Below are 25,694 nucleotides of genomic sequence, written 5' to 3' on the forward strand. Positions count from 1 at the left end.
ACGCCCGCCATGACCGATGATACGATTTCAGACCACTATCGAGAAGCAAGAATTCAACACAAATAAAACCTCTGCCTCGCGCTCGATCTCTTCATGCTTGATAGTCTCGTTTCGGAGGCTGAGCACCTACCGCGTCTAATAGGCCGCTCGCGCCGGTTTCTTTGGACGCGGCACGACCGCGACTCCACGTTTCGGCACAGAAATGATCGGGAGTCACTCAATCTTTCTTCAACTTAACCCGTCTTATTCGTAAGAGTGCGCCTGAGGGGTAAAGCGCTGATGCGGCGTAGGATTCGGTTGCGAAGCCAACCCCATCACCTCCAACCGCGAACGCCACGCCCGCCATGACCGACGATACGATTCCGCCCTTCTCGTTTCCAGCCGTTCACGCCAAGAAAGTCACAGCTGCCTTCGATGGTGGGCGCCTAACCTCGAACGGGGGCGTGATGCTTCTGGCGATGGCCGAGCGGCGTCTCGGTTTGGCCAACAATCTGGCCCGGGTGTTCCCGGATCGGCGCGATCCGACGCGGGTCGTGCACAGCCTGGTCGATATGTTCCGCGCTCGCATGTTCGCGATCTGCTGCGGCTACGAGGACGCCGACGACCTCGATCATCTGAGGTCCGATCCGGCATTCAAGCTGGCCTGCGGTCGCCTACCGGACACGGGCCGGGATTTGTGTTCCCAGCCGACGCTGTCGCGGCTGGAGAATGCTCCGCGCCTGCGCGACGTGATCCGGCTGACCTACACTTTGGTCGACGCATGGATGGATAGCTACCCGCGCGAGCCGGCATCCGTCACGCTCGACATCGATGATACCTGCGACGTCGTCCACGGCCATCAGCAGCTCTCGCTGTTCAACGCTCATTATGACGAACGCTGCTTCCTGCCGATCCACGTCTACGACACGGAGAAGAGCCGGCCCGTGGCCGTCGTGCTGCGGCCCGGCAAGACGCCGGGCGGCGTCGAGGTGCGTGCCCATCTGCGCCGCCTGGTACGGCATATCCGGACGCGATGGCACAACACGCAAATTACGTTCCGTGGCGACGGGCACTATGCCCGGCCGGAGGCAATGGCGTGGTGCGAGACCAACGGCATCGACTACATCTTCGGTCTGTCCGGCACCAAGCCTCTCGCCAGAAAAGTCGACGAGGTCGCCGACGACATCCGCACGCGACGCGCCATCGAGAACCTGCCGGTTCTGCGTGGCTATACCGAGACGCGCCACAAGGCAAAGTCCTGGGATCGCGAACGGCGCACTGTCGCCCGTATTGAGGCGACGATGCTCGGCCTCGACATCCGCTTCGTCGTCACCAGCCTCGATGTCGGCTCGGCCGAGTGGATCTACGACAGCCTGTATTGCGCGCGCGGCCAAGCCGAGAATCTGATCAAGCTGCATAAGACGCAGCTCGCCTCCGATCGCACCAGCTGCCGTTCGGCGCTCGCCAACCAGGTCCGTCTCGTGCTCCATACGGCCGCTTATTGGCTGATGCTGACCGTGCGCGACGCCATTCCCAAAGCCCGGGAATTGGCCGCTGCCGAGTTCGCGACGCTGCGTCTTCGGCTCTTGAAAATCGCCGCCCGTGTCGTCGAGACCACGAGCCGCATTCGCCTTGCGTTTGCCGCGGCATGTCCCGAAGCCGACCTGATCTGCGGCTTGCCCGGCGCGCTGCTGCCGCTCGGTCCTTGACCGGCGGGGCGTCCGCCCCCGTTCGCCCAACCCATCCCTCAAGCGCGTTGCAAAGTACCGGTCGTCAGGCGGCGAAAAGCCGAAGGCAATCCTGTGCGCCTCGTCAGACAAGATGTGCGGCCGCATCAATCGGGCCCAAAAGCCGCACTCTCACGAATAGGACGGGTTAGAGCATGGTCTTTCCGGAAAACCGCTTCGCACTTTTCCGGACCATGCCTAGGCTAATTTTCCCTTAGCGGTCGCAGCAAATGGGAAGGTGTACACACCTTCGCGTTTGGCAGGCGTTTTGCTTGGCAAAACAAGCCTCAATTCGCTATACGGCGAACAGGGTGGGCAGCCGCAGACTGTGTCCCAGTTCAGGCGGCGCTGATTCGGTACAAGCGCTAAATCTCAGGTAGATTTTGGACTTGTGCCTGCGCCGGACGAACAATTTGGTTGTTTTTCTGGAATTTTGAGCCAGCCGCCGGCTGATACCGCCGGGCCCGGCAGACGAAGGAGATTGACGGTTCATGCGGAGCGCGTCGGGAGGTCCCCGCGTCTTGTTGAGACGGCTCCGCGAAACCATGGCGGAGCAGGTCTCGGCCCAGGAGCGGCTGGACAAGATCGTGGTGCTGATCGCCGCCAACATGGTGGCCGAGGTGTGCTCGGTCTATGTGCTGCGCATCGACAACACGCTCGAGCTCTACGCCACCGAAGGTCTCAACCGCGAGGCGGTGCACCATACCGTGCTCAGCGCCCATGAAGGCCTGGTCGGCCTCGTCGCCAGCGAGGCGACTCCGCTCAATCTGAGCGATGCGCAGAGCCACCCGGCCTTCTCGTTCCGCCCCGAGACCGGCGAAGAGATCTACCACTCCTTCCTCGGCGTGCCGATCCTGCGCGCCGGCAACACGCTCGGCGTGCTGGTGGTGCAGAACCGCGCCAAGCGCAGCTATGTCGAGGAGGAGCTCGAGGCGCTTCAGACCACCGCGATGGTGCTGGCCGAGCTGATCGCCTCGGGCGAATTGTCCGCGCTGGCCCAGCCGGGCCAGGAGCCGGCGGCGCGCCATTCCGCGCAAAAGGTCGGCGCGATCCTGTCCGAGGGTATCGCGCTCGGCCACGTCGTGCTGCACGAGCCCCGCGTCGTCATCAAGGACTACATCGCCGAGGACCTGCCGAAGGAGATCAAGCGGCTGGACACCGCGCTCGCCAAGCTGCGCGCGGACCTCGACCGCATGCTGGAGCGCGGCGACGTCGCCGAGGGCGGCGAGCATCGCGAGGTGCTGGAAGCCTACCGCATGTTCGCCAACGACCAGGGCTGGTCGCACAAGCTGCACGAGGCGGTCGCCACCGGCCTCACCGCGGAAGCCGCCGTCGAGCGCGTGCAATCCGACACCCGCGCGCGCATGCTGCGCTCGACCGATCCCTATCTGCGCGACCGCCTGCACGACCTGGAAGACCTCGGCTACCGTCTGATGCGGCAGCTGGTCGGCCAGGATCACGCGCCTTCGCGCGAACAATTGCCCGACAATGCCATCGTCATCGCCCGCGCGATGGGCCCTGCGGCGCTGCTCGACTACGACCGCAAGCGCCTGCGCGGCATCGTGCTGGAGGAAGGCACTGCCAATTCGCACGTCTCGATCGTGGCACGCGCGCTCGGCATTCCCGCGGTCGGCGAAGTGCCGAACGCGCCCGGCATCGCCGATCCCGGCGATGCCATCATCGTCGACGGCACCTCGGGCTCGATCTATGTGCGCCCGTCGCAGGAGATCGAGGCCGCCTTCGCCGAGCGCGTGCGCTTCCGCGCCCGCCGCCAGGCCCAGTATCTGGCGCTGCGCGACCGGCCCTGCGTCACCAAGGACGGCCAGAAGGTCGAGCTGATGATCAACGCAGGGCTGGCCATCGACCTGCCGCATATCGAGGACACCGGCAGCGCCGGCATCGGCCTGTTCCGCACCGAGCTGCAATTCATGGTCGGCCAGAGCCTGCCGCGCACCAGCGACCAGCTCGCGCTCTATCGCACCGTACTGGACGCGGCCGGCAGCAAGCCCGTCACCTTCCGCACGCTCGACATCGGCGGCGACAAGGCGCTGCCCTATATGGAAGCGGTGATCGAGGAAAATCCCGCGCTCGGCTGGCGCGCGATCCGGCTCGGGCTGGATCGTCCCGGCCTGTTGCGCGGCCAGATCCGCGCGCTGCTGCGCGCCGGCGGCGGCCGTGCGCTGCGCATCATGTTCCCGATGATCTCGGAGGTCGCCGAATTCGATTCGGCCAAGGCGCTGGTCGAGCGCGAGCTGACATATCTGCGCCAGCACGGCCACACGCTGCCTGAAAGAATCGACATCGGCACCATGGTCGAGGTGCCGGCGCTGCTCTATCAGCTCGACGAGCTCCTGAAGAAGGTCGACTTCATCTCGGTCGGCTCCAACGATCTGTTCCAGTTCCTGTTCGCGGTCGACCGCGGCAACGCAAAGGTTTCCGAGCGCTTCGACACAATGTCGGCGCCGATCCTGCGCGCGCTGCGCGACATCGCGCACAAGTCCCATGCGGCGAAGAAGTCGCTCTCGCTCTGCGGCGAGATGGCGTCCAAGCCGATCGGCGCGCTGGCGCTGATCGCGCTGGGCTACCGCTCGCTGTCGCTCTCGGCAACCGCGCTCGGCCCGGTCAAGGCGATGGTGCTCGATCTCGACGCCAAGAAGGCCGAGGCGACGCTTGGCCCGCTCTTGGACGCGCCGGCCGGCAGCGTCTCGATCCGGCAGAAGCTGACGGAATTTGCCGAGGCCGAAGGCCTGGCATTGTAGCGGGCCTGCCGCCGCGTCCTGCCGCCTCGCCTCTTGCCGCTATTGAGACTGAACCGATGTCGTCACTCCCCGAAGCCAAACTGGACGTCCTGCTCGCGCATCACGCCTCGCTCGAGGCCGAATCGCTCGGACAGCTCACCTCCGAGCGGTATGTGCAGATCACGCGCGAGCTCGCCGAGATCACCCCGCTGGTCGAAGCGGTGAAGGCCTATCGTTCCGCCGTCAAGGAGCTGGCGGATACCGAGGCGCTGATCGCCGATCCCACGACCGATGCCGAGATGCGCAGCATGGCGGAGGCCGAACGCGACGAGCTGACGCCAAAGATCGAGGAGCTGGTCCAGAAGATCCGCGTCGCGCTGTTGCCGAAGGACGCCATGGACGACCGCAATGTGGTGCTGGAAATCCGCGCCGGCACCGGTGGCGACGAAGCCTCGCTGTTCGCCGGTGACCTGTTCCGAATGTACGAGCGCTTTGCCAGCCTTCAGGGCTGGAAGGTCGAGGTGATCTCGGCCAGCGAAGGCACCGTCGGCGGCTACAAGGAAATCATCGCGGAGGTGCAGGGCCGCGGCGCGTTCTCGAAGCTGAAGTTCGAATCCGGCGTGCACCGCGTGCAGCGCGTGCCCGACACCGAGACGCAGGGACGCATCCACACCTCGGCCGCGACGGTGGCCGTGCTGCCGGAGGTCGAGGACGTCGACGTCGACATCAAGAACGATGACCTGCGAATCGAGACCATGCGCGCGCAAGGAGCGGGCGGCCAGCACGTCAACAAGACCGAATCGGCGATCCGCATCACCCACATCCCGACCGGCATCGTGGTGATGATGCAGGACAGCCGCTCGCAGCACAAGAACCGCGCCTCCGCCATGAACATCCTGCGCTCGCGCATCTACGACGCCGAGCGGCAACGCGTCGACGCCGCACGCTCCGCCGAGCGCAAGGAGAAGGTCGGCTCCGGGGACCGCTCCGAGCGCATCCGCACCTATAATTTTCCGCAAGGGCGCGTCACCGATCACCGCATCAACCTCACGCTCTACAAGCTGCCGCAGGTGATCGCGGGTGAAGCCCTGGGCGAATTGATCGACGCACTGACGACGGAGCACCAGGCCGCTCAGCTCGCTGCGCAGGGCGCGGCGGCCTGAGGCGTGAGCAACCCCTTCACCGGGCAATCCATCGAGGGCGCGCGGCGCACGCTGGCTGCGCTATTGAGATCGGCACAGCTCGAGGAAGCCGAGCTCGACGCCCGCATCCTGATCGGTGCGGTGCTCGGCCTCGACCTCACCGGCCTGGTCACGCAGGCTGCCCGTCCCCTCACCGCGGCCGAAGCATCGCGGCTCGCGCAGCATGCGCAGCGCCGCATCGCCGGCGAGCCGGTGGCGCGCATCCTCGGGACCCGCGAATTCTGGGGCCTGCCATTTCGCTTGTCGGAAGCAACCCTGGTCCCGCGCCCCGATACCGAGACCGTGGTCGAGCTTGCACTCGAGATATTTCGCGAGCGGCAGGCGTCTCATTCGCCGCGTATCGCCGACATCGGCACCGGATCCGGCGCGATCCTGCTCGCGCTGCTGCACGAAATTCCGGATGCTTTCGGCGTCGGCACCGATCTCAGCCAGAACGCGCTCAGAACCGCCAGGGACAATGCCGCCGCGCTCGGCCTCGCCGACCGCGCCGCCTTCGTCGCCTGCTCCTACGCCGCTGCGCTCCGCGGCCCGTTCGATCTCATCGTCTCGAACCCGCCCTATATTCCCTCAGGCGAGATTCCGAAACTGAGCATCGAGGTGCGCGGGCACGATCCGCATCTGGCGCTCGACGGCGGCAATGACGGATATGACGCCTACCGCGCGCTGATTCCCCAGGCGGCCGAACGGCTCGCGCCCGGCGGAGCGGTGATCGTCGAGGCCGGACAGGGCCAGGCGCAAAATATTGAAACCTTGATGAGGGGCGCCGCGTTATCAGTGGACCGGCCGCCCAAGGCCGACCTGGCGGGCATTCCGCGGGCCGTTTCGGCCCGAAAAATGCCCCCATAAAAGCCGGTTTGGGCTGCAAAAAACCTCTTGGAATATCGCCTGGGAACGACTACGTTTCGTTCAACACATCGGTGCCGGCCCCGTATACCTACGGGTGAAAGCCGGGCTCTCGGGCGAGAGCTTTACTGATTTAAAGGTTCCAAGCCGCAGGTCCTGTTGAGCGCGATGGCCAGTAGAGCTGCGCTGCTCTCCGACCGCAACGTGAACGAAAGCCTGATATTGCGCTTGAAAACTTACGCAAGAAAGCTGGGCTTGTTTCGGCAGGCGAAATGAATGGGTTCGCTGGCAATGAATGCTGGCGGGTGGGGAACGCGTCTTTGTTGTACGCGACGGTCGACGAACATTGGCAGGGCTCGATCCGGCTTGCGCGCGGTGCGCGCGAGAGATGTGAGCCGCTGTCACCAGGTCACTCCTAGCAATCAGTAATGCGTGCAACCTTTAGGGCTGGAATCGAAGGCAGGACATGAGAAACGGTCAGAACAAGCAGCGGATGCGCAACCGCAACAACAATAACAACAACCGGCGCGGCCAGAACCCGATGACCCGGGTCTACGAGTCCAACGGACCCGACATCAAGATTCGCGGCACCGCTTCGCACATCGCTGAAAAGTATCTCCAGCTTGCGCGTGATGCGCGCTCCTCCGGCGACCCCGTCGCAGCCGAGAACTACTACCAGCATGCCGAGCATTACTTCCGCCTGATCGCGGCGGCCCAGGAGCAGTTCCGCCAGAACCAGCAGCCGCGCGGCGATGCGCCCGTCAGCAGCAGCGACGACGGCGAGGATGACGGCGAGAATTTCTCGGCTTTCGGCCAGGAGCCGGGTTTCGTCCCGCAGCCTCCGCAGCAGCCCTTCATGCGCGACCGCGACGGCCAGCGCGATCACCACCAGCGTGATCAGCAGCAGCGCGACGGCCAGCCGCCCTATCAGCGCGACAACCAGCAGCCGCGCGAGCACCGCGAACGCGATCATCGTGCACAGCCGCAATATCAGCCGCAACCCGCCAACCAGCCGCAGCCCGTCATCGCCGATGCCGGCAGCGTCGACCGCCTGCCCTCCTTCATCACCGGCGCGCAGCCGCAAGTGAATGTCGCCGCGAATGGCGGCCAGGGCGGGTTCGAGGGCGCCGGTGGCGGCGAGCGCTATCCGCGGCGGCGGCGCCGGCCGCATGGCCCGCGCCCCGAGCGCGAGGCCGCCCCAGCTGCGTCCAGCGACGAGGTCGCCCCCGGCGAGTAGCCACTTCTGATTTTCAGACCTGAATCGTCCCGGCCTCGCCGGGACGATTTGTTTGTGCCCGGCTGAAGCGGTGAGCGCTCGGGGCACGGACTACCTCTCCCGGTAGGGGGCGATGAGCCCAAAGCATGATCCGGAAAAGTGCGCAGCGGTTTTCCGAAAAGTCATGCTTGAACAACAGCCAGCGCGATGGCGATTCATCCTCATCGCATCGCGCTTTAGCGCGTCGCTGTCGTCTGGGACGGCACCAGCACCGGCTTCGCGAGCGAGGGAATGAGCCGCGCGCGCTCGCGCTTGGCGGGGATCGCGCGGTAGACCTGCTTGGTCGCCTCTACGATATGGACGCCGGCAAAGGGCAGCGACAACGCTGCGCCGGCGCGCTCCCACATCTGCGCCGATTTCAGCACCCAGCCTCCGGCATAGGGCGGCATGAACAACGCTTCGCCCCAGGCGGTCGGCGTGAACCAGGTCTGGCGCAGCAGCTCGGTGATCTGCGAGCGCGAATAGGGCCGGCCGTGACCGAAGGGCGTGCTGTCGGTGCGGGTCCACACCCCACGCCGGTTCGGGATCACGGCGATCACGCGCCCGGACGGCGACAACACGCGCCACACCTCGCGCAGCAGCGCGGCCGGATCGTCCGACATCTCCAGCGCGTGGACCAGGAGGATACGGTCGACCGCGGCGTCAGGAAGCGGCAGCGAGTATTCGTCGACCAGCGAGGCCAGCGCCGGTCGTCCCGTCGGCCATTTCAGGACACCTTGGGCCGCCGGCATGAAGGCGATGCAGCGTTCGGCGTCCTCGCGGAACAATCCCAGATAGGGCGTGGGATAACCAATGCCGAGCACGCGCTGGCCTTCGGCGCTTGGCCAGCGCTCCCTGATGCCGCGATTGATCATTTGCCGCGCCACGATCCCGAGGCGGCGGGAATAGAACTCGCGGAGGTCGACGACGTCGATGGTCATGACGGCAATGTAACATGCGCATGGCCGCCGCTGCGCGCGGAATATTGCATTGCCTGCGCAACGTTAACGCCATATTTGTCTGGCGGGGCTGAGCCCGATGGAGACGACATGGCCGCCGAAATTCGTACTTTCACCTGTTTAAACGACAATTTCGGTTATCTGATCCACGATGTGGAAACCAAGGCGACGGCATCGATCGACGCGCCGGAGGCCGGTCCCATCCTCCAGGCCCTGGAGCGCGAGGGCTGGCAGCTCACCGACATCCTGATCACTCATCATCATGGCGATCATGTCGGCGGGGTTGCCGAACTCAAGCAGAAATACAATTGCCGCGTCGTGGCGCCGCACGACAAGACGACTGAGATCGCGAATGTCGACCTGCGCGTCGCCAACGCCGACGTGGTGAAGATCGGCAATCTGCTGGCGCGCGTCGTGGAGACGCCCGGCCACACGCTCGACCACATCTCTTACGTGTTCGACACCGAGAAGACGGTCTTCGCCGCCGACACGCTGTTCTCGATCGGCTGCGGCCGCGTCTTCGAGGGCACCTACCCGATGATGTGGGATTCGCTTCTGAAGCTGCGGGCACTGCCCGACGACTTCAAGCTCTATTGCGGCCACGAATACACGGCGTCCAACGTCAAGTTCGCGCTCACCATCGAGCCGGACAATGCGGCGCTCCAGGCGCGCGCCGCGGAAGTGGCAAAGCTCCGGGCCGAGAACAAGCCCACGATTCCCTCACTGCTTGGTGACGAGAAGCGAGCAAACGTGTTCCTGCGGGCTGATGCGCCCGAGGTCGCAGCCAAGCTACACATGAAGGGCGCGGATGCCGCCGCGGTGTTCGGCGAACTGCGCGAGCGCAAGAACAAGTCCTGAAGAACAAGTCCTGACGGGGATCGATGCCGACCGCAGCCGAGATCATCGCGCGCCTCGAACTCCGGCCGCATCCCGAAGGCGGGCATTACCGCGAAACGTTTCGTGATCTGGCCACGGACGCCAACGGGCGTTCGCGCTCGACGCTGATCTACTTCCTGCTGGCTCGCGGCGAGCGCTCGCACTGGCATCGCGTCGATGCGGTCGAGACCTGGCACTATTACGCCGGCAGCCCCTTGATGCTGCGCATCGCCCATGACGGCTGCTCGCAGCATGAGGTGCGGCTGGGCACCGACCTCGTCGGCGGCGAGCGGCCGCAGGCGATCGTGCCGGCACAGGCCTGGCAGATGGCGGAAACCACCGGCGAATGGACGCTGGTCGGCTGCACCGTGGCGCCCGCGTTCGACTTCGCGGGCTTCGAACTCGCGCCGCCGGGCTGGGAGCCGTAGCTCACCTCTTTCGCAGCACCATGTCCTTCGCCGCGATCAGGCCGCCGCCGGCGATCAGGATGGCGGCGATGGCGATGTTGGCGCTGGCCTTGGCATAGCCGGCGGCGATGAGGAAGCCGGTCGAGAGCAGCGGCGTCGCGTAGGAGGCGGCGCCGAGCACACGGATGTCGCCGCGCTTCATGCCGATGTCCCAGGCGTAGAAGGCGGCGCCGACGGGGCCGATGCCGAGTGCAATGACCGAGAGCCATTGCACCGTCGTCTCCGGCCAGACCGTGGTTTCAAGCAGACCATGCATCAGCGCGGCCAGTACGGCCGTGGCGAGGCAGAAGCCTGCGACCGCGTCGGTCGGCACCGCCTTCAACCGCCGCGACAACACCGAATAGGTGGCCCAGACGAAAGCGGCGATGAAGGCCGCGATCAATCCCGGTACCGCGCGAAGCCGGAGGTGTTGCCGGCGAACAGCAGCACGGTGCCGACGAGGCCGAGGACTGCGCCGATGATGTGATGCGCGGCCAGCCGCTCGCCCGGCAGGAATGACGAGAACAGCACGATGAGCAGCGGCCACAGGTAGTTCAGAAGGCCCGCTTCGGCCGGCGGCGCAAAGCGCAGCGCGAGAAAATACAGCGCATGATAGCCGAACAGGCCACCGACGCCGACGACCCAGACGGCGAGCGGCTGACGCAGGCTTTTCGCCGCCTCGCTCCGCCCGATCCAGGTGAGCAGCCCAACGACACCGCCGATCGCGAAGGTCATCGCGGCGAGCTGGAATGCCGGGATCTTTCCGGTCGCCACCGTCATCACTGACAGCAGCGACCACATCAGGATCGCGGTCAAACCGATCAGCGTGGCGGTGCGGGGAGTCATCGGCCCAATGCTTCCGTCATGGCCGGGCTTGTCCCGGCCATCCACGCTCTTCCGTGGCGACGGCTGTTGTAAGGCCGTGGATGCCCGGGACAAGCCCGGGCATGACGACGCGGAAAATATCAGCCCGCGTGATGCGATCGCATCACACCATGTACTGACCGCCGTTGACCGTCAGGGTCGACCCGGTGATGAAGCCGGACTCGTCGGCCGCGAGGAACACGACCGCGCGCGCAATCTCTTCGGGCTCGCCGAGCCGGCTGACTGGGATCTGCGGGATCACGTTCTTCTCCAGGACGTCCTTCGGCACCGCCTGCACCATTTCGGTGTTGATGTAGCCTGGGCAGATCGCATTGACGGTGATGCCGCCCTTGGCGTTCTCGAGCGCGAGCGCCTTGGTGAAGCCGACGTCGCCGGCCTTCGCCGCGGAATAGTTGACCTGACCGAACTGCCCCTTCTGGCCGTTGATCGACGAGATCGAGATGATGCGGCCGAACTTGCGCGCGCGCATGCCCTCGATGACCTGGCGCGTCATGTTGAACAGCGAGCCCAGATTGGTGTTGATGACGGCGGTCCACTGCTCGAGCGTCATCTTGTGGAAGGCGGTATCCCGGGTAATGCCGGCATTGTTGACCAGCACCTCGATCGGCCCGAGATCGGCTTCGACCTTCTTTACGCCCTCCGCGCAGGCGTCGAAACTGCTGACGTCCCATTTGTAGGTCGCGATGCCGGTCTCGGCCTTGAACTTCTCCGCCGCCGCATCGTTGCCGGCATAGTTCGCCGCGACCTTGTAGCCGGCCGCCTTCAGCGCCTTGCTGATTGCCGCTCCGATGCCCCGCGTACCACCCGTCACCAGTGCAACACGTGTCATATCGTATTCCTTCCCTTGGACTCTTCGGACGCTTCTGACGTGATTGTTTTTAGCTGCGGATTATGCGGGACGTTTGACGGACATCAAGAACAAAACGCCCGGCGTGAGCCGGGCGTTTCTCTTTAGAGCGTGATGTTTTTGACTGGAATCGGGGTTCCCAGAGCGGGCGATTTCTGATTCAAGCTCCATGCTGGAGTGCGGAGGCCAGCATGGATGACGCGCCCCTATTCGGAAGACATCCGTGAACGCGCCTTGGCTCGCGCTGACGCGGGCGAGACGGTTCGTTCGATCGCAGAGGCGCTACAGATCAGCCCCTCGTGCGTGACGAAGTGGAAGAACCTAAGGCGTGATACCGGAGGCCTGGCGCCCGGCCAGATCGGCGGCCACAAGAAGCGGGTTCTGTCGGATGCCAACGCCGACTGGCTGCGCAAACGCATTCGCTCGGGGCCATTCACCTTGCGCAAGCTGACGCAGGAGCTGGCTGCACGGGGGATCAAGACAGACGTGCGGGCGGTGTGGACTTTTGTTCACGCCGAGGGGCTCAGCTTCAAAAAAAACGCTTCTACCAGCCGAGCAGGATCGCCCAGACGTCGCCCGTAAGCGGACCCGATGGAAAGCGCATCAAGGCAGGATTGACGTCACGCGGTTGGTTTTCATCGACGAGACGTGGATCAAGACCAATATGGCGCCGCTACGCGGCTGGGGGCCTTGTGGGCAGCGCCTCCAAGCATCTGCACCTTTCGGCCATTGGAAGACCATGACCTTCATCGCGGCGCTGCGTCATGATCGGATCAGTGCGCCTTGGGTGATTGATGGTCCCATCAATGGTGAACTCTTCACGCTGTACGTCGAGAAGGTGTTGGCACCCACCCTCGCACCGGGCGAGATCGTCGTTCTCGACAATCTTGGCAGCCACAAGGGCAAAGCGGCTCGCCAAGCTATCCGCGCCAGAGGAGCCCACCTTATCTTCTTGCCGCCCTACAGCCCTGACCTCAACCCGATCGAGCAGGTCTTCGCCAAACTCAAACACCTCATGCGATCCGCAGAACCTCGTGACGTGGAGGCAACCTGGCGGAAGGTTGGTGAACTCCTCGATCTCTTCTCCCAGGAGGAGTGCACCAACTACTTCAAAAACTCAGGCTATGGTTCCGTGTAAATACATCATGCTCTAGTCGAGGCCTGCGTGGTTGCGAAGAATATTTGATTTGCAACCGCTGCCTTTTTGGTCGCGTGCAACGCACGCGCTGACGTGTGCAGCGCACGCGTCAGCTCCGTGCAAGGTCCTCGTCAGTCGCGCGCCACACACATGGCGATGCCCATGCCGCCGCCGATGCACAGCGTGGCCAGGCCCTTCTTCGAATCGCGCTTCTGCATTTCGTGCAGCAGCGTCACCAGCACGCGTGCGCCGGATGCGCCGACCGGATGGCCGATCGCGATCGCGCCGCCATTGACGTTGACCTTGGAGGTGTCCCAGCCGAGATCCTTGTTGACGGCGCAGGCCTGTGCCGCGAAGGCTTCGTTGGCCTCGATCAGGTCGAGATCGCCGACGTTCCAGCCGGCCTTCTTCAGCGCGGCGCGCGAGGCCGGGATCGGGCCCGAGCCCATGATCTTCGGATCGACACCGGCCTGCGCCCAGGACACGATGCGCGCGATCGGCTTCTTGCCTTCCTTGGCCGCCTGCTTGGCGGTCATCAGCACCACCGCGGCGGCGCCGTCGTTGATGCCGGAGGCCGAGCCCGCGGTGACCGTGCCATCCTTCTCGAAGGCCGGCTTGAGCTTGGCCATCGCGTCGAGGGTGGCGCCATGACGCGGATATTCGTCGGCGCTGACGACGACGTCGCCCTTGCGGGTCTTGATGGTGACGGGCACGATCTCGTCGTTGAACCTGCCGGCCTTCTGCGCGGCCTCCGCCTTCTGCTGCGAAGCAACGGCGAACTCGTCCTGCTGGGCGCGGGTGATCTGCCACTGCCGTGCGACGTTCTCGGCGGTGTTGCCCATGTGGTAGCCGTTGAAGGCATCCCACAGGCCGTCCTTGATCATGGTGTCGACCAGTTCGAGACCGCCCATCTTGACGCCGCCGCGCAGGTGCTGGGCGTGCGGGGCCATGCTCATGGATTCCTGGCCGCCTGCGACCACGATCTCGGAATCGCCGTTGAGCAGCGCCTGATAGCCGAGCGCAACCGTGCGCAGGCCCGAGCCGCAAAGCTGGTTCACGCCCCAGGCCGGGCTCTCCACCGGAATGCCGGCGGCGATCGAAGCCTGGCGAGCCGGGTTCTGGCCTTGGGCCGCGGTCAGGATCTGACCCATGATGACCTCGGAGACCCGGCCGGGCTCGATGCCACCACGCTCCAGCGCGGCCTTGATGGCGATGGCGCCGAGATCGTGGGCGGGAAGGGTCGCGAACGCTCCGTTGAAGCTACCGACCGGGGTGCGGGCGGCGCTGACGATGACGACATCGTCTGACATGGGCATCTCCTGGGTTTGAAAGGGGGCAGACGGGGCTGGGGAAAAGACGGCTCGCCAGTCTCGAATGGCATCCTGTTAACGTCGTTGAGGCATGTCAATCGGACGGTCTCCGAATTCATGCCGCGACGCATTCAAAATAGCGTTCTTGGCGCTTTCGCAAGCAAGATTTTGCTCTGCAATTAACCGTGCCGCACAAAACGGTAGCGTGAGCCCGTTGAAAATGCTTATTTTGTTGCGTTGCGTACTCTTCCCGCCCTGCGGCATTGCCCGACAGGTTCCCGTTCTCCGCGTTTGCAAGTGAGAGCCCATGGCGAAATCAGACCAACCCACCACCATCAAGAAATACGCGAACCGCCGGCTCTATAACACCGGAACGAGTACCTACGTGACGCTGGAAGACCTCGCCGCCATGGTCAAGGATGGCGAAGATTTCCTGGTCTATGACGCCAAGACCGGCGACGACATCACCCGCTCCGTGCTCGCCCAGATCATCTTCGAGCAGGAGAACAAGGCCGGCCAGAACCTGCTGCCGACCACCTTCCTCCGCCAGCTCATCCGCTTCTATGGCGACAGCATGCAGATGGTGGTGCCGAAATATCTGGAGCAGTCGATCGCGACGCTGACGCAGGAGCAGGAGAAGTTCCGCAAGCAGATCGCCAATACGCTGTCCGGCACTCCTTTTGCTCCGCTGGAGGAGCAAGTCCGCCGCAACATGGAGCTGTTCCAGCAAACCTTCTCGATGTTCAAGCCGTTCGCGGCGCCCCGTCCGACCACCACTTCCGAGCCGGAGGCCGATGCGAGTACCGAGGCGGCGAAGGACAGCAATATCGACGATCTGCGCCAGCAGATGAAGGAGATGCAGGAACGCCTCGAGCGGATGTCGAAGAAGGACGAGTAGTCTTTCATTTGCACCGGCCCCTGGCGAGCCGGAGGACGAGCCATGTCTGACCGAGCCACCCATTGGGAGCATGTCTACGCCACCAAGGGCGAAGCCGAGGTCAGCTGGTTTCAGGACAGCCCGACAATCTCGCTCGAGATGATCCGCGCGGCCAATCCGGATCATGGCGCAGCCATCATCGATATCGGCGGCGGCGCCTCGCGGCTGGTTGATGCGCTGCTGCAGGACGGATATCGCGACGTCGCCGTGCTGGATCTCTCTGCCAACGCGCTTGATGCGGCGAAGAAGCGAATCGGCGGAGCTGCTTCGATCGTCGACTGGATCGTTGCCGACGCCACGACGTGGCAGCCGGCGAAGACCTACGACGTCTGGCACGATCGCGCCGCATTTCATTTCCTGACCGAGCCGCGCGACAGGGCGGCCTACGTCGAACGCCTGCGAGCAGCGCTGCCCCCCGGCGGACAAGTCATCATCGGCACGTTCGCGCCCGATGGTCCGGAGAAATGCAGCGGCCTGCCGGTTCAGCGACACGATAGCGTGAGCCTTGCAGCGGAGCTCGGGCCTGAGTTTGAGCTCGTCGAGACGCGCAGCGAGACGCATCACACGCCGTGGGATTCAACGCAGGCGTTTCAGTTCAGCCGATTTACGCGAAGCCTCTAGAAACGGTGTCATGCCCGGCTTGACCGGGGCATCCAGTACGCCGCGGCTTATCGAGGAATCACAACTGTCTCTGGAATACTGGATCGCCCGATCAAGTCGGGCGATGACAACGAAATAAAGGCAGCTACGCCGCCAGCTTCACCGCATGCGCGAAATCCCAATAGAGTTTGCGCGCCCTCGTGTAGAACGGGCCCGGCCTCAGCTCGCGCTCGTCGATGCGGATCACGGGCGCGACCTTGGCGAAATTGCCGGATGAAAAGATCTCGTCGGCGGCAAGGAAATCGGCATAGCGCAGCGTCTTCTCGACCACGGTGACTCCGTCGGCACGTAGCAGGCTGATGACACGCTGGCGCGTGATGCCGTTCAGGAAAGTGCCGTTCGGCACCGGCGTGAACACAACGCCGTCCTTCGCCATGAACACGTTCGAATTGCCGAACTCGGCGACGTTGCCGAGCATGTCGAGCATCAGCGCGTTGTTGAAGCCGCGCGCGGCGGCCTCGGCGAGTGCGCGCGAATTGTTCGGATAGAGGCAGGCCGCCTTGGCTTCGACCGGCGCGCATTCGGCGGTGGGCCTGCGGAACGGCGACAGCGTGATCGCGTTGCCGACGGGCTTTGGCATCGGCGCCACGTAGATGCACAGGCACCAATTGGTGGTCTCGGGGTCGAACAGCACGCCGCCGCCGCTCCCGTTCTGCGCCCAGTACATCGGACGGATATAGAGCTCGGCATCCGCCGCAAATCGCGCAATGCCTTCCTGCGCGAGCGTCAGCCAGGCGCCGGTATCGAGCACCGGCTTCAGGCCAAAATTGATCGCCGATTGATTGACGCGGGCGACGTGCCGGTGGAGATCGGGCGCAACACCCTCGAACGCGCGCGCGCCGTCGAACACGATCGAGCCAAGCCAGGCCGCATGCGTTCGCGAGCCCATGATCGGCACATTGCCGTCGTGCCATTCGCCCTCGAAGAAGGTCCAGCTCGGCGAATAGTCGATGGGTTTCTTGATCTCGGCCATGACAGGCCTCCCCTTGGGAACCATGCAGGCACTATTGTCCCAATTTCTAAACGATTTGCTGCGGGGAAATGGTGAGTTACCCTCTCCCCTTGTGAGAGAGGGTGGCTCGTCGCGTAGCGGCGAGACGGGTGAGGGGTATCCATCCGCGAACTCATCTGCGGAGAAAACCCCTCATCCGGCGCTGCGCGCCACCTTCTCCCACAAGGGGAGAAGGAAGAAACCATGCCGCTCGATCCGCTCGCCAAGCGTTTGTTGACCATGATGGCTGCGGCTGCGCCACAGGCGCGGAGCCGGCCCAGCGTGGAAGCGCGGCGGCAATCGCTGACAAAGCTGATGCAGTTCGCGCGTGCCGAGGCACCGGATGTGACGACGTCCGACGGCATGCTGACCGGCCGCGCCGGCGAACTACCCTATCGCCTCTACACGCCGTCGAGCGCCGAGGAGCTCGTACCGGGATTCGTGTTCTTTCACGGCGGCGGGCTCGTCGCCGGCAGCATTGCCACGCACGACCGCATCGCGGCCGCGCTGGCGCATGCCACCGGCTGCCGCCTCGTGTCGGTCGACTACCGGCTCGCGCCCGAGCACAGATTCCCCGCCGCCGTCGATGACGCGATCGCCGCCACCGAATGGGTGGCGCGCGAGGCGGCATCGCTCGGCATCGACGCGGACCGCCTGGTGATCGGCGGTGATTCCGCCGGCGCCACGCTCGCTGCGGTCGTGTGCCAGGAGGCGGCTCAGACCGCCGGCCTCTCCATCGCCGCGCAATGCCTGATCTGCCCGGTGCTTGATTTCGAGGAGACGTCGCCCTCGCGCGAGGCCTTTGCCGAGGGCCACCTGATCGACCGCGTCACGATCGAAGCCGATCTTTCCGACTATCTGCCCGAGGGCATCGACGCCGCCGACCCCCGCGTCTCTCCGCTGCGCGCGACACGGCTGACGGGCCTGCCGACCGCGATCATCCATACCGCCGAGTACGACCCGATGCGCGACGAAGGCAATGCCTATGCCCGCAAGCTGCTCGCCGCGGGCGTCGCCGTCGAGCATGTCTGCCACGACGGCATGGTCCACAATTTTCACGCGATGGGCGCGATCCTGCCGCAGGCGCAGCTCGTGCTGTCGCAGATCGGCGAGCAGGTGCGGAGGGCAGTGAAGTGAGAGCGCGAATCACACGCGCGCGTCGAGAACGGCCCTGGCTGCCACAACGTATTCAGGCCAATGCGCATCCGCATAGCGCTCCGCCTGCCGTGCGCAAGTGACGTCGGGCGCATGCGCGGCGGCGATCATGCGCGCAAAGCGTTCTTCGGCAACCGTCACATCGTCGACCACTGGCGCCGGTGCGGCCGCCACGGCGGTCGGAGCGAGGGCGAGCCCCGCCATTCCGGCGAGCAGGATGCGGCGTGACGTGTTCATGGCTGTCGTCCTCCGTTGTCCGGCCTGCACTCCGGCAGGCGAGAGTGTCGGTGCAGTCACGACAGGGTAGCCGCGCGCGTCGATACAGTCCATCGTTTGCGGATAACGCTTGACCACGGGAACGATCACGTTCCATCTAGCATGAGACTCCGCAACCCCACGCGTCGGATTGTCACGTGTCAAACCGCAGCCCATCGCATCGTCCGGCTTTGCGCGCTGTCGCGCTGGGGCTGGCCTGCCTGACGGTTTCAGCGAGCGCTGCGTTCGCCGCCGAGGCGGACGAGGACGCACCGGCAAAGCCGACTGTTCCGAACATCTACCTCGACCTCCGCACCAGCTACGCGTCGATCCCCGCAGGCACGCTCGGGCTCGGCTTCGGCACCACCTCGTTGTCGGCCGCGTTCCAGGCCTTGGCGGCGCGACGAGGCACGACGCTGCCGAACGGCTTGCCGGCGGCACAGTCGATTGCCGTTGACCTGCCGCTGACCGTCGACGTCACCGACCGTGTCTCGCTCTATGGCGGCGTGTCCGGATCGACGACGGATCTCGGCGGCGGCTGGTCGTCCTTTGACATCACCAGCTGGAACATCGGCTTGCAGGCCGACCTCTACCAGCAGAATGGCGGCAAGATCCCGACGATCACGCTGCAATCGACGCTGACGCAGTCGGTGCCGAACGAGCAGGGCATGGTGAATTCCTTCAACAACATCCTGGAATTCGACTACGCGCTCGACGAGGACGAGACGCGGGGCTGGTTGGCCGGCGTGCAATACACCACCGCCACCATTGCCAGCCCGTTCGCCAGCATCCGGCCGAACACGGTGCTCTATGCCGGCGGCTATTACCAATGGCCGAGCAACTGGAAGTTCACCGGGCGCCTCGGCATGCAGTCCTTCGGTGGCGCACAGCTGGCGGGACGGACGATCGCGGAGTCCTTCACCCAGCCGATCCTGCGCCTCGACCTTGACCGCATGGACGACAACGACAACCGCCTGTTCGGCATCACCGCGCTGATCGCGTGGACGCCGAAGCCCTCCTATCAGCTGACGTTGCGAACGCCGCTCTACGCCGTGCGCAATTGAGCATGATCCCGAAATAGGATCATGCTCAAACGAAACGAAGCCGCTGCTAATCCGGCACCGGCACGTCGAACGTGTTGAGCGTGACCGAGACCATGCAGTAGACGCCGACCAGATAGGACAGCTCGGCCGCGCCGTGTTCGCCGAACTCCTTCACCGCCGCACGATAGGTCAGCTCCGGCAGCACGCCACCGCTGACCAGGGCCGAGGCCATGTCATAGGCGACCGCCTCCTGCCTGGTCAGATCGACAGGCCGCTGTCCGGCGACGATGGTTGCCAGCTTCTCGTCGGACAGACCACGCTGCTCGGCGACCAGAACGTGGGCATAGAGCTCATAGCCGGACCGGAAATGCGAGCCGGTGATGAGGATCGCGACCTCGCGCACCGGCGCGGGCAGCAGCGGGTTCGACGCGACCGCCTTGACCAGCTCCCACACCGGCTTGCCGAAGCGCGGCTCGCGGATCCAGGGGTTCCAGGGCCCGAGCAGCGCGCCGTCGTCGCGCATGTTCACAAAACCCTTGAAATGGTCGGTGATGCCGGCTCGCATGTCGTCATAGAGCGGCTTCTGTTCGTCAGTCAGATCCTTGGGATCGAGAATGGGAAGGCGCACGGCAGGATCTCCTCGTTGAGACCACAACCGTCACCTGCATGCGTGCGCAGGGCAAGTGAAGTTGCCGTGACGGTCGTGCCAATTTGAAAAACGGCAGGAAGACGCTGCTATGACGCGGCGGGGCTTCGTGCGCCCTGCGGATTGAAGACGTCGTCGACATCGAGCCTCAGCGGCTTGCCTGTCGCGAGGAACGACGACAAGGCCGCCTCGTACGGCGCCGGATCGAGGCCGCTCGCTTTCAGCCATGCGGGCTCGTAACAGGTCTGCCGGTAGCGCTCGCCGGAATCGCAGATCAGCGTCACCAGCGACCCTGTCGCGTTCGCCTGACGCATTTCCGAGGCGAGCCGGCACAGCGCCAGGAAGTTCATACCGGTGGAGCCGCCGACCGCGCGGCGCAGCCGGCGCGACAGACGTTCATCGCCGCGATCGTCGCCGCATCCGGGATCTTCATCATGCGATCGACCATACCCGGCACGAAGGACGGCTCGCAGCGTGGCCGGCCGACGCCCTCGATCAGCGACGGGCGGTCGCAAACATGGGAGCGGCCCTGCGAGCTGTGCGCTGGATTCCGTTTTGACGCGTCTATGACGCGAACCGGTTTCCGCTTTGCTGGAAAACGCTTCTGCTCAAAACTCCAGCGGCGCGTTGTCGACGACTTCCTTCATCACGAAGAAGGTTCGGGTCTGGCGCACGCCGGGCAGCGCGATGAGCTGCTCGCCATGGATGCGGTTGAAATCCTCCATGTCGCCGACACGGATCTTGAGGAAGTAGTCGAAGTCGCCGGCGACCAGGTGGCAGTCGAGCACGAATTTCAACTTCGCAATGGCCTGTTCGAAGGTGGCAAAACTCTCCGGCGTCGAGCGGTCGAGCACGACGCCGACCATCACCAGCGTGCCCTTTGCCAGCTTCTTCGGCGCGACCATGGCGCGCACGGTGGCAATGAAGCCAGAGCTGGCCCCGGTTGTTTGGACAGCGCCCCGCTGGATTTAAGTGGATTCCTGCCGGGTTATGCTGAACGCGGGGCTTTACGGTTTTGTCGTTGCGTCGGGAGGGCGTAGCCCGACCAGAGCGACGACAAAACCGTCGGCGACGGTCATGCGGCCATCACCATAGCTTGCGTGCCGAAGTAAGCCTCGTCGGGCGTGCGCCCGTCAAGGCTCGAGTGAGGGCGTCCCTGATTGTAGAAGGCCAGATACTTGGCAATTGACGCTCGCGCCTCGGACACGCTGTCGTAGGCGCGGAGATATACTTCTTCGTATTTGACCGTGCGCCAGAGCCGCTCGACAAACACGTTGTCGCGCCAGGCGCCCTTGCCGTCCATGCTGATGGCGATCTTCGCGTCCAGCAGCACATCGGTGAACTCGAGGCTGGTGAACTGGCTGCCCTGATCCGTGTTGAAAATCTCGGGCCTGCCGTGCTTCGCCAACGCCTCCTGGACCGCTTCGACGCAGAAGGCCGCCTCCATTGTGATCGAGACGCGATGGGCCAGGACCCGTCGGCTGAACACATCGACGACCGCCGCGAGATAGACGAAGCCACGCCGCATCGGAATGTAGGTGATGTCCATTGCCCACGCATGGTCGGGCCGCTCGATCTTCAATCCGCGCAACAGGTACGGGTAGATCTTGTGACCCGGAGCCGGCTTGCTCGTGTTCGGGCGACGATAGACCGCCTCGATCCCCATGCGCTTCATCAGCGTCGCGATGTGGCGGCGACCGGCGTATACGCCCTCCCGCCGCAGCAACGATCGCAGCATACGCGCTCCCGCGAAGGGATAATCGAGATGCAGCTCATCGAGCCGACGCATCAAGGCAAGGTCCTCGGCCGAAACTGGCCGAGGTTCATAGTAGACCGTGCTGCGAGCCAGCTTCAGGACCTTCGCCTGGCGCACGATAGAAAGATCATGACCGCGGTCGATCATCGCTTTGCGCTCAGCAGGCCCGCCTTGGTGAGCGCGCCGGACAAAAAATCGTTTTCCAACGCCAGCTCGCCGATCTTGGCATGTAACGCCTTCAAATCGACCGGCGTCTCGGCCGATGTCTTGTCATGCCCAAACACGCCGGCGGCGCCTTCCAGGAGCTGGTTTTTCCAGATCGTGATCTGGTTCGGATGAACATCAAACAGTTGCGCCAGCTCCGCCAGTGTCTTGTCGCCTTTGACCGCAGCCAAAGCAACCTTCGCCTTGAATGCCGGAGAATGCGTCCGGCGGCTCTTCTTCGTCATCTTCGCTCCTGATTCGCAGCAAGAATCCTCGCCGCTGTCAGGCAGAAAATCCACTCAAGCTACTGTCCGAATTTGCGGGGCCAGCTCTGCCGTCCTCGAACAGGCGCTGAGTGCGGCGGTGGCAGGTGGCGGGGCTGATCGCGACCGTCTCGGCCAGCTCGGCATTGCTGAGCCGGCCGTTATTTTGCAGCAATCTCAGTATCTTAAGGTCGATGCGGTCAAGTCGAGCTGCCACGGAAGAAGCTTTCACTTATGACGAATTATTTGGAAGGAATTTGGATCATCTGGCCAATCTCTGCAAGAGACAGGCAGTATTGACCCAATATTCGAGAGCACCTTTTTCCGGGGCGGTGCTAGCTCCGTCCCCAGACGCCACCGCCAAATCGGGATGACCAATGATGCTGGAAAAATTCGCGCGCTACCCGCTGACCTTCGGCCCGACGCCGATCGAGAAGCTGGAGCGACTGTCAAAACACCTCGGCGGCAATGTCGAGATCTATGCCAAGCGCGAGGACTGCAATTCCGGCCTCGCCTATGGCGGCAACAAGCTGCGCAAGCTCGAATACATCATCCCCGATGCGATCGCCTCCAACGCCGACACGCTGGTCTCGATCGGCGGCGTGCAGTCCAACCACACCCGCATGATCGCCGCGGTCGCGGCCAAGATCGGCATGAAGTGCCGCCTCGTGCAGGAAGCCTGGGTGCCGCACGAGGACGCGGTCTATGACCGCGTCGGCAACATCATGCTCTCGCGCATCATGGGCGCCGACGTGCGCCTGGTCGACGACGGCTTCGACATCGGCATTCGCAAGAGCTGGGAACAGGCGATCGAGGAAGTGAAGGCGGCGGGCGGCAAGCCTTACGCGATTCCCGCCGGCGCCTCCGTGCATAAGTTTGGCGGCCTCGGCTATGTCGGCTTCGCGGAGGAGGTGCGCAAGCAGGAAGCCGAGCTCGGCTTCAAGTTCGACTACATCATCGTCTGTACCGTCACCGGCTCCACCCATGCCGGCATGCTGGTCGGCTTCGCCGCCGATGGCCGCGCCCGCAAGGTGATCGGTATCGACGCCTCGTTCACGCCGGCCCAGACCAAGGCGCAGGTGCTCGAGATCGCGCAGAACACCGCTGAGCTCGTCGAGCTCGGCAAGGAGCTCGTCGCCGACGACGTCGTGCTGATCGAGGACTACGCTTATCCCGCCTATGGCGTGCCGTCGGAAGAGACCAAGGAGGCGATCCGCCTCAGCGCGCGGCTCGAAGGCATGATCACCGACCCCGTCTACGAGGGCAAGTCGATGCAGGGCCTGATCGACCTCGCGAAGAAGGGCTATTTCGAGAAGGGTGCGAAGATCCTCTACGCCCATCTCGGCGGCGCCCCCGCGCTGAACGGATATGCGTACGCGTTTCGGAATGGGTGAGTGAGGGCATAGCCCTCGCCTTGTACACAGCTGTCGCCCCGGACAAGCGCAGCGAAGCGAAGCGCTGATCCGGGGCCCATACGCCGCGGCAATAGTTTTACGAAGGCTCGTAGTTGCCAGCCTGCCGTCCCACACCGGCCTGTGGTTATGGATCCCGGATCTGCGCTGCGCTTGTCCGGGATGACGGCGGAGTTTTTGGCTTGCTACCGCGTCCTGACGATCTGTAGCAGTTCCTCGCCGTAATGCTCGAGCTTCTTGTCGCCGATCCCCGGCACATTGCGGAGTTCGTCCAGCGTCGTTGGCCATGCCCGGACGATGCCGTCGATCGTTGCGTCGTGCAGCACCACGTAGGCCGGCACGCCACGTTCGCGCGCGACGTCTGAACGCCAGGCGCGCAGGCGCGCGCGCAGTTCGGGATCGACATCGCCTTGCGCGGCGTTAGCGGCGGGCGCAAGGTCGCCGCGGCGGGATTTGCCGCGGCTCGCGCGAATGCGCGTGTCGGGCGCCTCCTCGCGGAGCCACACCTCGGTCTCGCCGCGCAGCACGCCGCGCGCAGTCTCGGTCAGCTTGAGCGCACCGAACGCTTCGCTGTCGCTCTGCAAATGCCCCATCGCCACCAATTGGCGCAGCACCGTGCGCCACTGCTTTTCGTTGAGCTCGCGGCCGATGCCGAACACCGACAGCTTGTCGTGTCCGAATTGCGTCACCTTCTCGGTCAGGCGCCCCACCAGCACGTCGATCAGATGCATCGCGCCGAAGCGCTGGCCGGTGCGGTAGACGCAGGACAGCAGCTTCTGCGCCAGCACCTTGCCGTCGCGCATCTTGGGCGGCGTCAGGCAATTGTCGCAATTGCCGCAGCTCTCGCCCATCACGATCTCGCCGAAATAGGCGAGCAGACGCCGGCGCCGGCAGTGCGGCGTCTCGGCAAGGCCGACCAGCGCATCGAGCTTGCCGATCGAGACCCGCTTGAATTCGTCGGAGGCGCTGGACTCGTCGATCATGCGGCGCTGCTGCACGATGTCGGAGAGGCCATAGGTCATCCAGGCCGTGGACGGCTTGCCGTCACGGCCCGCGCGCCCCGTCTCCTGATAATATGCCTCGATGCTCTTGGGCAGATCGAGATGGGCGACGAAGCGCACGTCGGGCTTATCGATGCCCATGCCGAACGCCACGGTCGCAACGATGACGATGCCGTCCTCGTTGAGAAAGCGATCCTGGTTGCGCGAGCGCACGCTGCCGTCGAGCCCGGCGTGGTAGGGCAGCGCCGCAATGCCGGCGTCTTGAAGCGCGGCGGCGACCTCCTCGACCCGGTTGCGCGACAGGCAATAGACCACGCCGGCATCGCCCATGTGGCGTTCGCGAATCAATTCCTTCAGTTGCGACACCGCGTTGCGCTTGTCGACGATCTCGTAGCGGATGTTGGGCCGATCGAAGCTCGAGACGAATTGCGGCGCACCCGTGAGCTGAAGCCGATCGATGATCTCCTTGCGCGTCAGCTCGTCGGCCGTCGCGGTCAGGGCGATGCGCGGCACGTCGGGAAAACGCTCGGCGATGATGGAGAGGCCGACATATTCGGGGCGGAAGTCATGCCCCCATTGCGAGACGCAATGCGCTTCGTCGATCGCAAACAGCGCCACCTTCGCCTGCGCCAGCAGCGACAGGCAGCGCGGCGTGACCAGGCGTTCCGGCGCGACATAGAGCAGGTCGAGATCGCCCGCGAGAAGGCGTCGCTCGATGTCGGACGCCTCCTGCGGAGTCAGCGACGAGTTCAGCGCGGCGGCATTGACGCCGGCCTCGATCAGCCCGGCAACCTGGTCGCGCATCAGCGCGATCAACGGCGACACCACGATGCCGCAGCCTTCGCGCAGCAAGGACGGAAGCTGATAGCACAGCGACTTGCCACCGCCGGTCGGCATCAGCACGAGGCAATTGCCGCCCTCGGTAACATGCCGGATGATCTCGCCCTGCGCGCCGCGAAAGCCCGGCAGGCCGAACACCGAATGCAGCACCGACAGCGCATCGCGGCCGTTGGCCGGCGCAGAGAGCGGAGCGGTGGAGGGAGCGGACATGGGCGGAACAGATCAGGCCGTGAGATTCGTCACAAGGCCAGTCGCATGCCAGCGTGGGCGTGGCAAGACTGTTTGGAGGCGAGGCACGGCTGTTCCCCTCTCCCCTTGTGGGAGAG

At 64.5% G+C, this 25,694-nt stretch carries 21 protein-coding genes and 4 pseudogenes; 13 read left to right on the forward strand and 12 right to left on the reverse strand.

Features of this window, described 5'->3' with window-relative positions:
• Nucleotides 1-344 precede the first annotated feature (344 nt).
• From ABIF91_RS14105 to ABIF91_RS14125, 5 genes are all read left to right on the forward strand, one after another.
• Nucleotides 345-1,688 (forward strand): IS1380-like element ISBdi2 family transposase, encoded by a 1,344-nt coding sequence (locus ABIF91_RS14105; protein WP_208086440.1) that lies wholly within the window; start codon nt 345-347, stop codon nt 1,686-1,688.
• A gap of 509 nt (nt 1,689-2,197) precedes the next feature.
• Entirely contained in the window at nt 2,198-4,465 is a 2,268-nt protein-coding gene (gene ptsP, locus ABIF91_RS14110) for a phosphoenolpyruvate--protein phosphotransferase (RefSeq protein ID WP_424579206.1), read from the forward strand.
• Between the two features lie 56 nt (nt 4,466-4,521).
• Nucleotides 4,522-5,607, forward strand: a complete 1,086-nt coding sequence (gene prfA, locus ABIF91_RS14115) for a peptide chain release factor 1 (RefSeq protein WP_028177448.1) — start codon at nt 4,522-4,524, stop codon at nt 5,605-5,607.
• 3 nt (nt 5,608-5,610) lie between these two features.
• Nucleotides 5,611-6,492, forward strand: coding sequence for a peptide chain release factor N(5)-glutamine methyltransferase (gene prmC / locus ABIF91_RS14120; protein WP_028177447.1), 882 nt, complete (start codon nt 5,611-5,613; stop codon nt 6,490-6,492).
• A 463-nt stretch (nt 6,493-6,955) separates the two neighbouring features.
• Complete coding sequence (locus ABIF91_RS14125; RefSeq protein WP_028177446.1) at nt 6,956-7,726, forward strand: DUF4167 domain-containing protein; 771 nt, start codon at nt 6,956-6,958, stop codon at nt 7,724-7,726.
• A 215-nt stretch (nt 7,727-7,941) separates the two neighbouring features.
• On the opposite strand, the gene ABIF91_RS14130 is transcribed toward ABIF91_RS14125, so the two are convergent.
• On the reverse strand, nt 7,942-8,685 hold the full coding sequence (locus ABIF91_RS14130) for a class I SAM-dependent methyltransferase (protein ID WP_028177445.1): 744 nt from the start codon (nt 8,683-8,685) through the stop codon (nt 7,942-7,944).
• A gap of 108 nt (nt 8,686-8,793) precedes the next feature.
• Here ABIF91_RS14130 and gloB point away from each other — a divergent pair, with 108 nt between their 5' ends.
• Both gloB and ABIF91_RS14140 read left to right on the forward strand, forming a co-directional pair.
• On the forward strand, nt 8,794-9,561 hold the full coding sequence (gloB, locus tag ABIF91_RS14135; RefSeq protein ID WP_028177444.1) for a hydroxyacylglutathione hydrolase: 768 nt from the start codon (nt 8,794-8,796) through the stop codon (nt 9,559-9,561).
• A gap of 23 nt (nt 9,562-9,584) precedes the next feature.
• Complete coding sequence (locus tag ABIF91_RS14140) at nt 9,585-10,007, forward strand: cupin domain-containing protein (protein WP_028177443.1); 423 nt, start codon at nt 9,585-9,587, stop codon at nt 10,005-10,007.
• 1 nt (nt 10,008) lies between these two features.
• Here the strand turns inward: ABIF91_RS14140 and ABIF91_RS14145 are convergent.
• Together ABIF91_RS14145 and phbB are read right to left on the reverse strand one after the other, a co-directional pair.
• A pseudogene (locus ABIF91_RS14145) lies at nt 10,009-10,871 on the reverse strand (DMT family transporter).
• Between the two features lie 142 nt (nt 10,872-11,013).
• A complete protein-coding gene (phbB, locus tag ABIF91_RS14150) occupies nt 11,014-11,739 on the reverse strand; it encodes an acetoacetyl-CoA reductase (RefSeq protein WP_028177441.1) in 726 nt (241 codons plus the stop codon).
• Nucleotides 11,740-11,952: 213 nt separating this feature from the next.
• On the opposite strand from phbB, the gene ABIF91_RS14155 reads away from it, so the two are divergent.
• Nucleotides 11,953-12,895 (forward strand): IS630 family transposase gene (locus ABIF91_RS14155; RefSeq protein ID WP_424579183.1). Its coding sequence is split into 2 segments (ribosomal slippage): nt 11,953-12,288 and nt 12,290-12,895, totalling 942 coding nucleotides; the frame shifts between segments, so codons are not numbered across the junction.
• Nucleotides 12,896-13,026: 131 nt separating this feature from the next.
• Here the strand turns inward: ABIF91_RS14155 and ABIF91_RS14160 are convergent.
• On the reverse strand, nt 13,027-14,205 hold the full coding sequence (locus tag ABIF91_RS14160; RefSeq protein ID WP_028181795.1) for an acetyl-CoA C-acetyltransferase: 1,179 nt from the start codon (nt 14,203-14,205) through the stop codon (nt 13,027-13,029).
• Nucleotides 14,206-14,512: 307 nt separating this feature from the next.
• Between ABIF91_RS14160 and phaR the strand changes: the two genes are divergently transcribed.
• Nucleotides 14,513-15,103: a polyhydroxyalkanoate synthesis repressor PhaR gene (gene phaR / locus ABIF91_RS14165; RefSeq protein WP_028181794.1), complete on the forward strand. Its 591-nt coding sequence runs from the start codon at nt 14,513-14,515 to the stop codon at nt 15,101-15,103.
• A 42-nt stretch (nt 15,104-15,145) separates the two neighbouring features.
• Entirely contained in the window at nt 15,146-15,763 is a 618-nt protein-coding gene (locus tag ABIF91_RS14170) for a class I SAM-dependent methyltransferase (protein WP_028181793.1), read from the forward strand.
• Nucleotides 15,764-15,887: 124 nt separating this feature from the next.
• Here the strand turns inward: ABIF91_RS14170 and ABIF91_RS14175 are convergent, their stop codons facing one another.
• Nucleotides 15,888-16,775: a branched-chain amino acid aminotransferase gene (locus tag ABIF91_RS14175; protein ID WP_028181792.1), complete on the reverse strand. Its 888-nt coding sequence runs from the start codon at nt 16,773-16,775 to the stop codon at nt 15,888-15,890.
• A gap of 222 nt (nt 16,776-16,997) precedes the next feature.
• Here ABIF91_RS14175 and ABIF91_RS14180 point away from each other — a divergent pair, with 222 nt between their 5' ends.
• Entirely contained in the window at nt 16,998-17,930 is a 933-nt protein-coding gene (locus ABIF91_RS14180; RefSeq protein ID WP_028181791.1) for an alpha/beta hydrolase, read from the forward strand.
• Between the two features lie 9 nt (nt 17,931-17,939).
• Here the strand turns inward: ABIF91_RS14180 and ABIF91_RS14185 are convergent, their stop codons facing one another.
• Nucleotides 17,940-18,185: a hypothetical protein gene (locus ABIF91_RS14185; RefSeq protein WP_028181790.1), complete on the reverse strand. Its 246-nt coding sequence runs from the start codon at nt 18,183-18,185 to the stop codon at nt 17,940-17,942.
• Nucleotides 18,186-18,394: 209 nt separating this feature from the next.
• Here ABIF91_RS14185 and ABIF91_RS14190 point away from each other — a divergent pair, with 209 nt between their 5' ends.
• Nucleotides 18,395-19,267 (forward strand): hypothetical protein, encoded by an 873-nt coding sequence (locus ABIF91_RS14190; RefSeq protein ID WP_028181789.1) that lies wholly within the window; start codon nt 18,395-18,397, stop codon nt 19,265-19,267.
• Nucleotides 19,268-19,313: 46 nt separating this feature from the next.
• On the opposite strand, the gene ABIF91_RS14195 is transcribed toward ABIF91_RS14190, so the two are convergent.
• The 5 genes and pseudogenes from ABIF91_RS14195 to ABIF91_RS14215 form a co-directional block, all read right to left on the reverse strand.
• Nucleotides 19,314-19,874, reverse strand: coding sequence for a carboxymuconolactone decarboxylase family protein (locus tag ABIF91_RS14195; RefSeq protein WP_028181788.1), 561 nt, complete (start codon nt 19,872-19,874; stop codon nt 19,314-19,316).
• A 107-nt stretch (nt 19,875-19,981) separates the two neighbouring features.
• Nucleotides 19,982-20,427, reverse strand: a pseudogene (locus tag ABIF91_RS14200) (PLP-dependent cysteine synthase family protein); the annotation flags it as partial.
• A gap of 73 nt (nt 20,428-20,500) precedes the next feature.
• Nucleotides 20,501-20,821, reverse strand: a pseudogene (locus ABIF91_RS14205) (Lrp/AsnC ligand binding domain-containing protein); the annotation flags it as partial.
• Nucleotides 20,822-20,967: 146 nt separating this feature from the next.
• Nucleotides 20,968-22,097 (reverse strand): IS3-like element ISRj2 family transposase gene (locus ABIF91_RS14210; protein WP_086023025.1). Its coding sequence is split into 2 segments (ribosomal slippage): nt 20,968-21,845 and nt 21,845-22,097, totalling 1,131 coding nucleotides; the frame shifts between segments, so codons are not numbered across the junction.
• A gap of 88 nt (nt 22,098-22,185) precedes the next feature.
• Nucleotides 22,186-22,332: pseudogene (locus tag ABIF91_RS14215) on the reverse strand (Lrp/AsnC family transcriptional regulator); the annotation flags it as partial.
• Nucleotides 22,333-22,495: 163 nt separating this feature from the next.
• Between ABIF91_RS14215 and ABIF91_RS14220 the strand changes: the two are divergent.
• Nucleotides 22,496-23,509, forward strand: a complete 1,014-nt coding sequence (locus tag ABIF91_RS14220) for a 1-aminocyclopropane-1-carboxylate deaminase (protein WP_028182170.1) — start codon at nt 22,496-22,498, stop codon at nt 23,507-23,509.
• 203 nt (nt 23,510-23,712) lie between these two features.
• On the opposite strand, the gene recQ is transcribed toward ABIF91_RS14220, so the two are convergent.
• Nucleotides 23,713-25,578, reverse strand: coding sequence for a DNA helicase RecQ (gene recQ, locus ABIF91_RS14225; protein ID WP_028182169.1), 1,866 nt, complete (start codon nt 25,576-25,578; stop codon nt 23,713-23,715).
• Nucleotides 25,579-25,694: the final 116 nt, after the last annotated feature.

The organism is Bradyrhizobium sp. USDA 241, from assembly GCF_049739505.1.
Lineage (GTDB): Bacteria > Pseudomonadota > Alphaproteobacteria > Rhizobiales > Xanthobacteraceae > Bradyrhizobium > Bradyrhizobium liaoningense.

Coding starts and splice junctions, on each gene's coding strand:
- ABIF91_RS14105 (WP_208086440.1), top strand. CDS start 345: ATGACCGACGATACGATTCCGCCCTTCTCGTTTCCAGCCGTTCACGCC.
- ptsP (WP_424579206.1), top strand. CDS start 2,198: ATGCGGAGCGCGTCGGGAGGTCCCCGCGTCTTGTTGAGACGGCTCCGC.
- prfA (WP_028177448.1), top strand. CDS start 4,522: ATGTCGTCACTCCCCGAAGCCAAACTGGACGTCCTGCTCGCGCATCAC.
- ABIF91_RS14125 (WP_028177446.1), top strand. CDS start 6,956: ATGAGAAACGGTCAGAACAAGCAGCGGATGCGCAACCGCAACAACAAT.
- ABIF91_RS14130 (WP_028177445.1), bottom strand. CDS start 8,685: ATGACCATCGACGTCGTCGACCTCCGCGAGTTCTATTCCCGCCGCCTC.
- gloB (WP_028177444.1), top strand. CDS start 8,794: ATGGCCGCCGAAATTCGTACTTTCACCTGTTTAAACGACAATTTCGGT.
- ABIF91_RS14140 (WP_028177443.1), top strand. CDS start 9,585: ATGCCGACCGCAGCCGAGATCATCGCGCGCCTCGAACTCCGGCCGCAT.
- phbB (WP_028177441.1), bottom strand. CDS start 11,739: ATGACACGTGTTGCACTGGTGACGGGTGGTACGCGGGGCATCGGAGCG.
- ABIF91_RS14160 (WP_028181795.1), bottom strand. CDS start 14,205: ATGTCAGACGATGTCGTCATCGTCAGCGCCGCCCGCACCCCGGTCGGT.
- phaR (WP_028181794.1), top strand. CDS start 14,513: ATGGCGAAATCAGACCAACCCACCACCATCAAGAAATACGCGAACCGC.
- ABIF91_RS14170 (WP_028181793.1), top strand. CDS start 15,146: ATGTCTGACCGAGCCACCCATTGGGAGCATGTCTACGCCACCAAGGGC.
- ABIF91_RS14175 (WP_028181792.1), bottom strand. CDS start 16,775: ATGGCCGAGATCAAGAAACCCATCGACTATTCGCCGAGCTGGACCTTC.
- ABIF91_RS14180 (WP_028181791.1), top strand. CDS start 16,998: ATGCCGCTCGATCCGCTCGCCAAGCGTTTGTTGACCATGATGGCTGCG.
- ABIF91_RS14185 (WP_028181790.1), bottom strand. CDS start 18,185: ATGAACACGTCACGCCGCATCCTGCTCGCCGGAATGGCGGGGCTCGCC.
- ABIF91_RS14220 (WP_028182170.1), top strand. CDS start 22,496: ATGCTGGAAAAATTCGCGCGCTACCCGCTGACCTTCGGCCCGACGCCG.
- recQ (WP_028182169.1), bottom strand. CDS start 25,578: ATGTCCGCTCCCTCCACCGCTCCGCTCTCTGCGCCGGCCAACGGCCGC.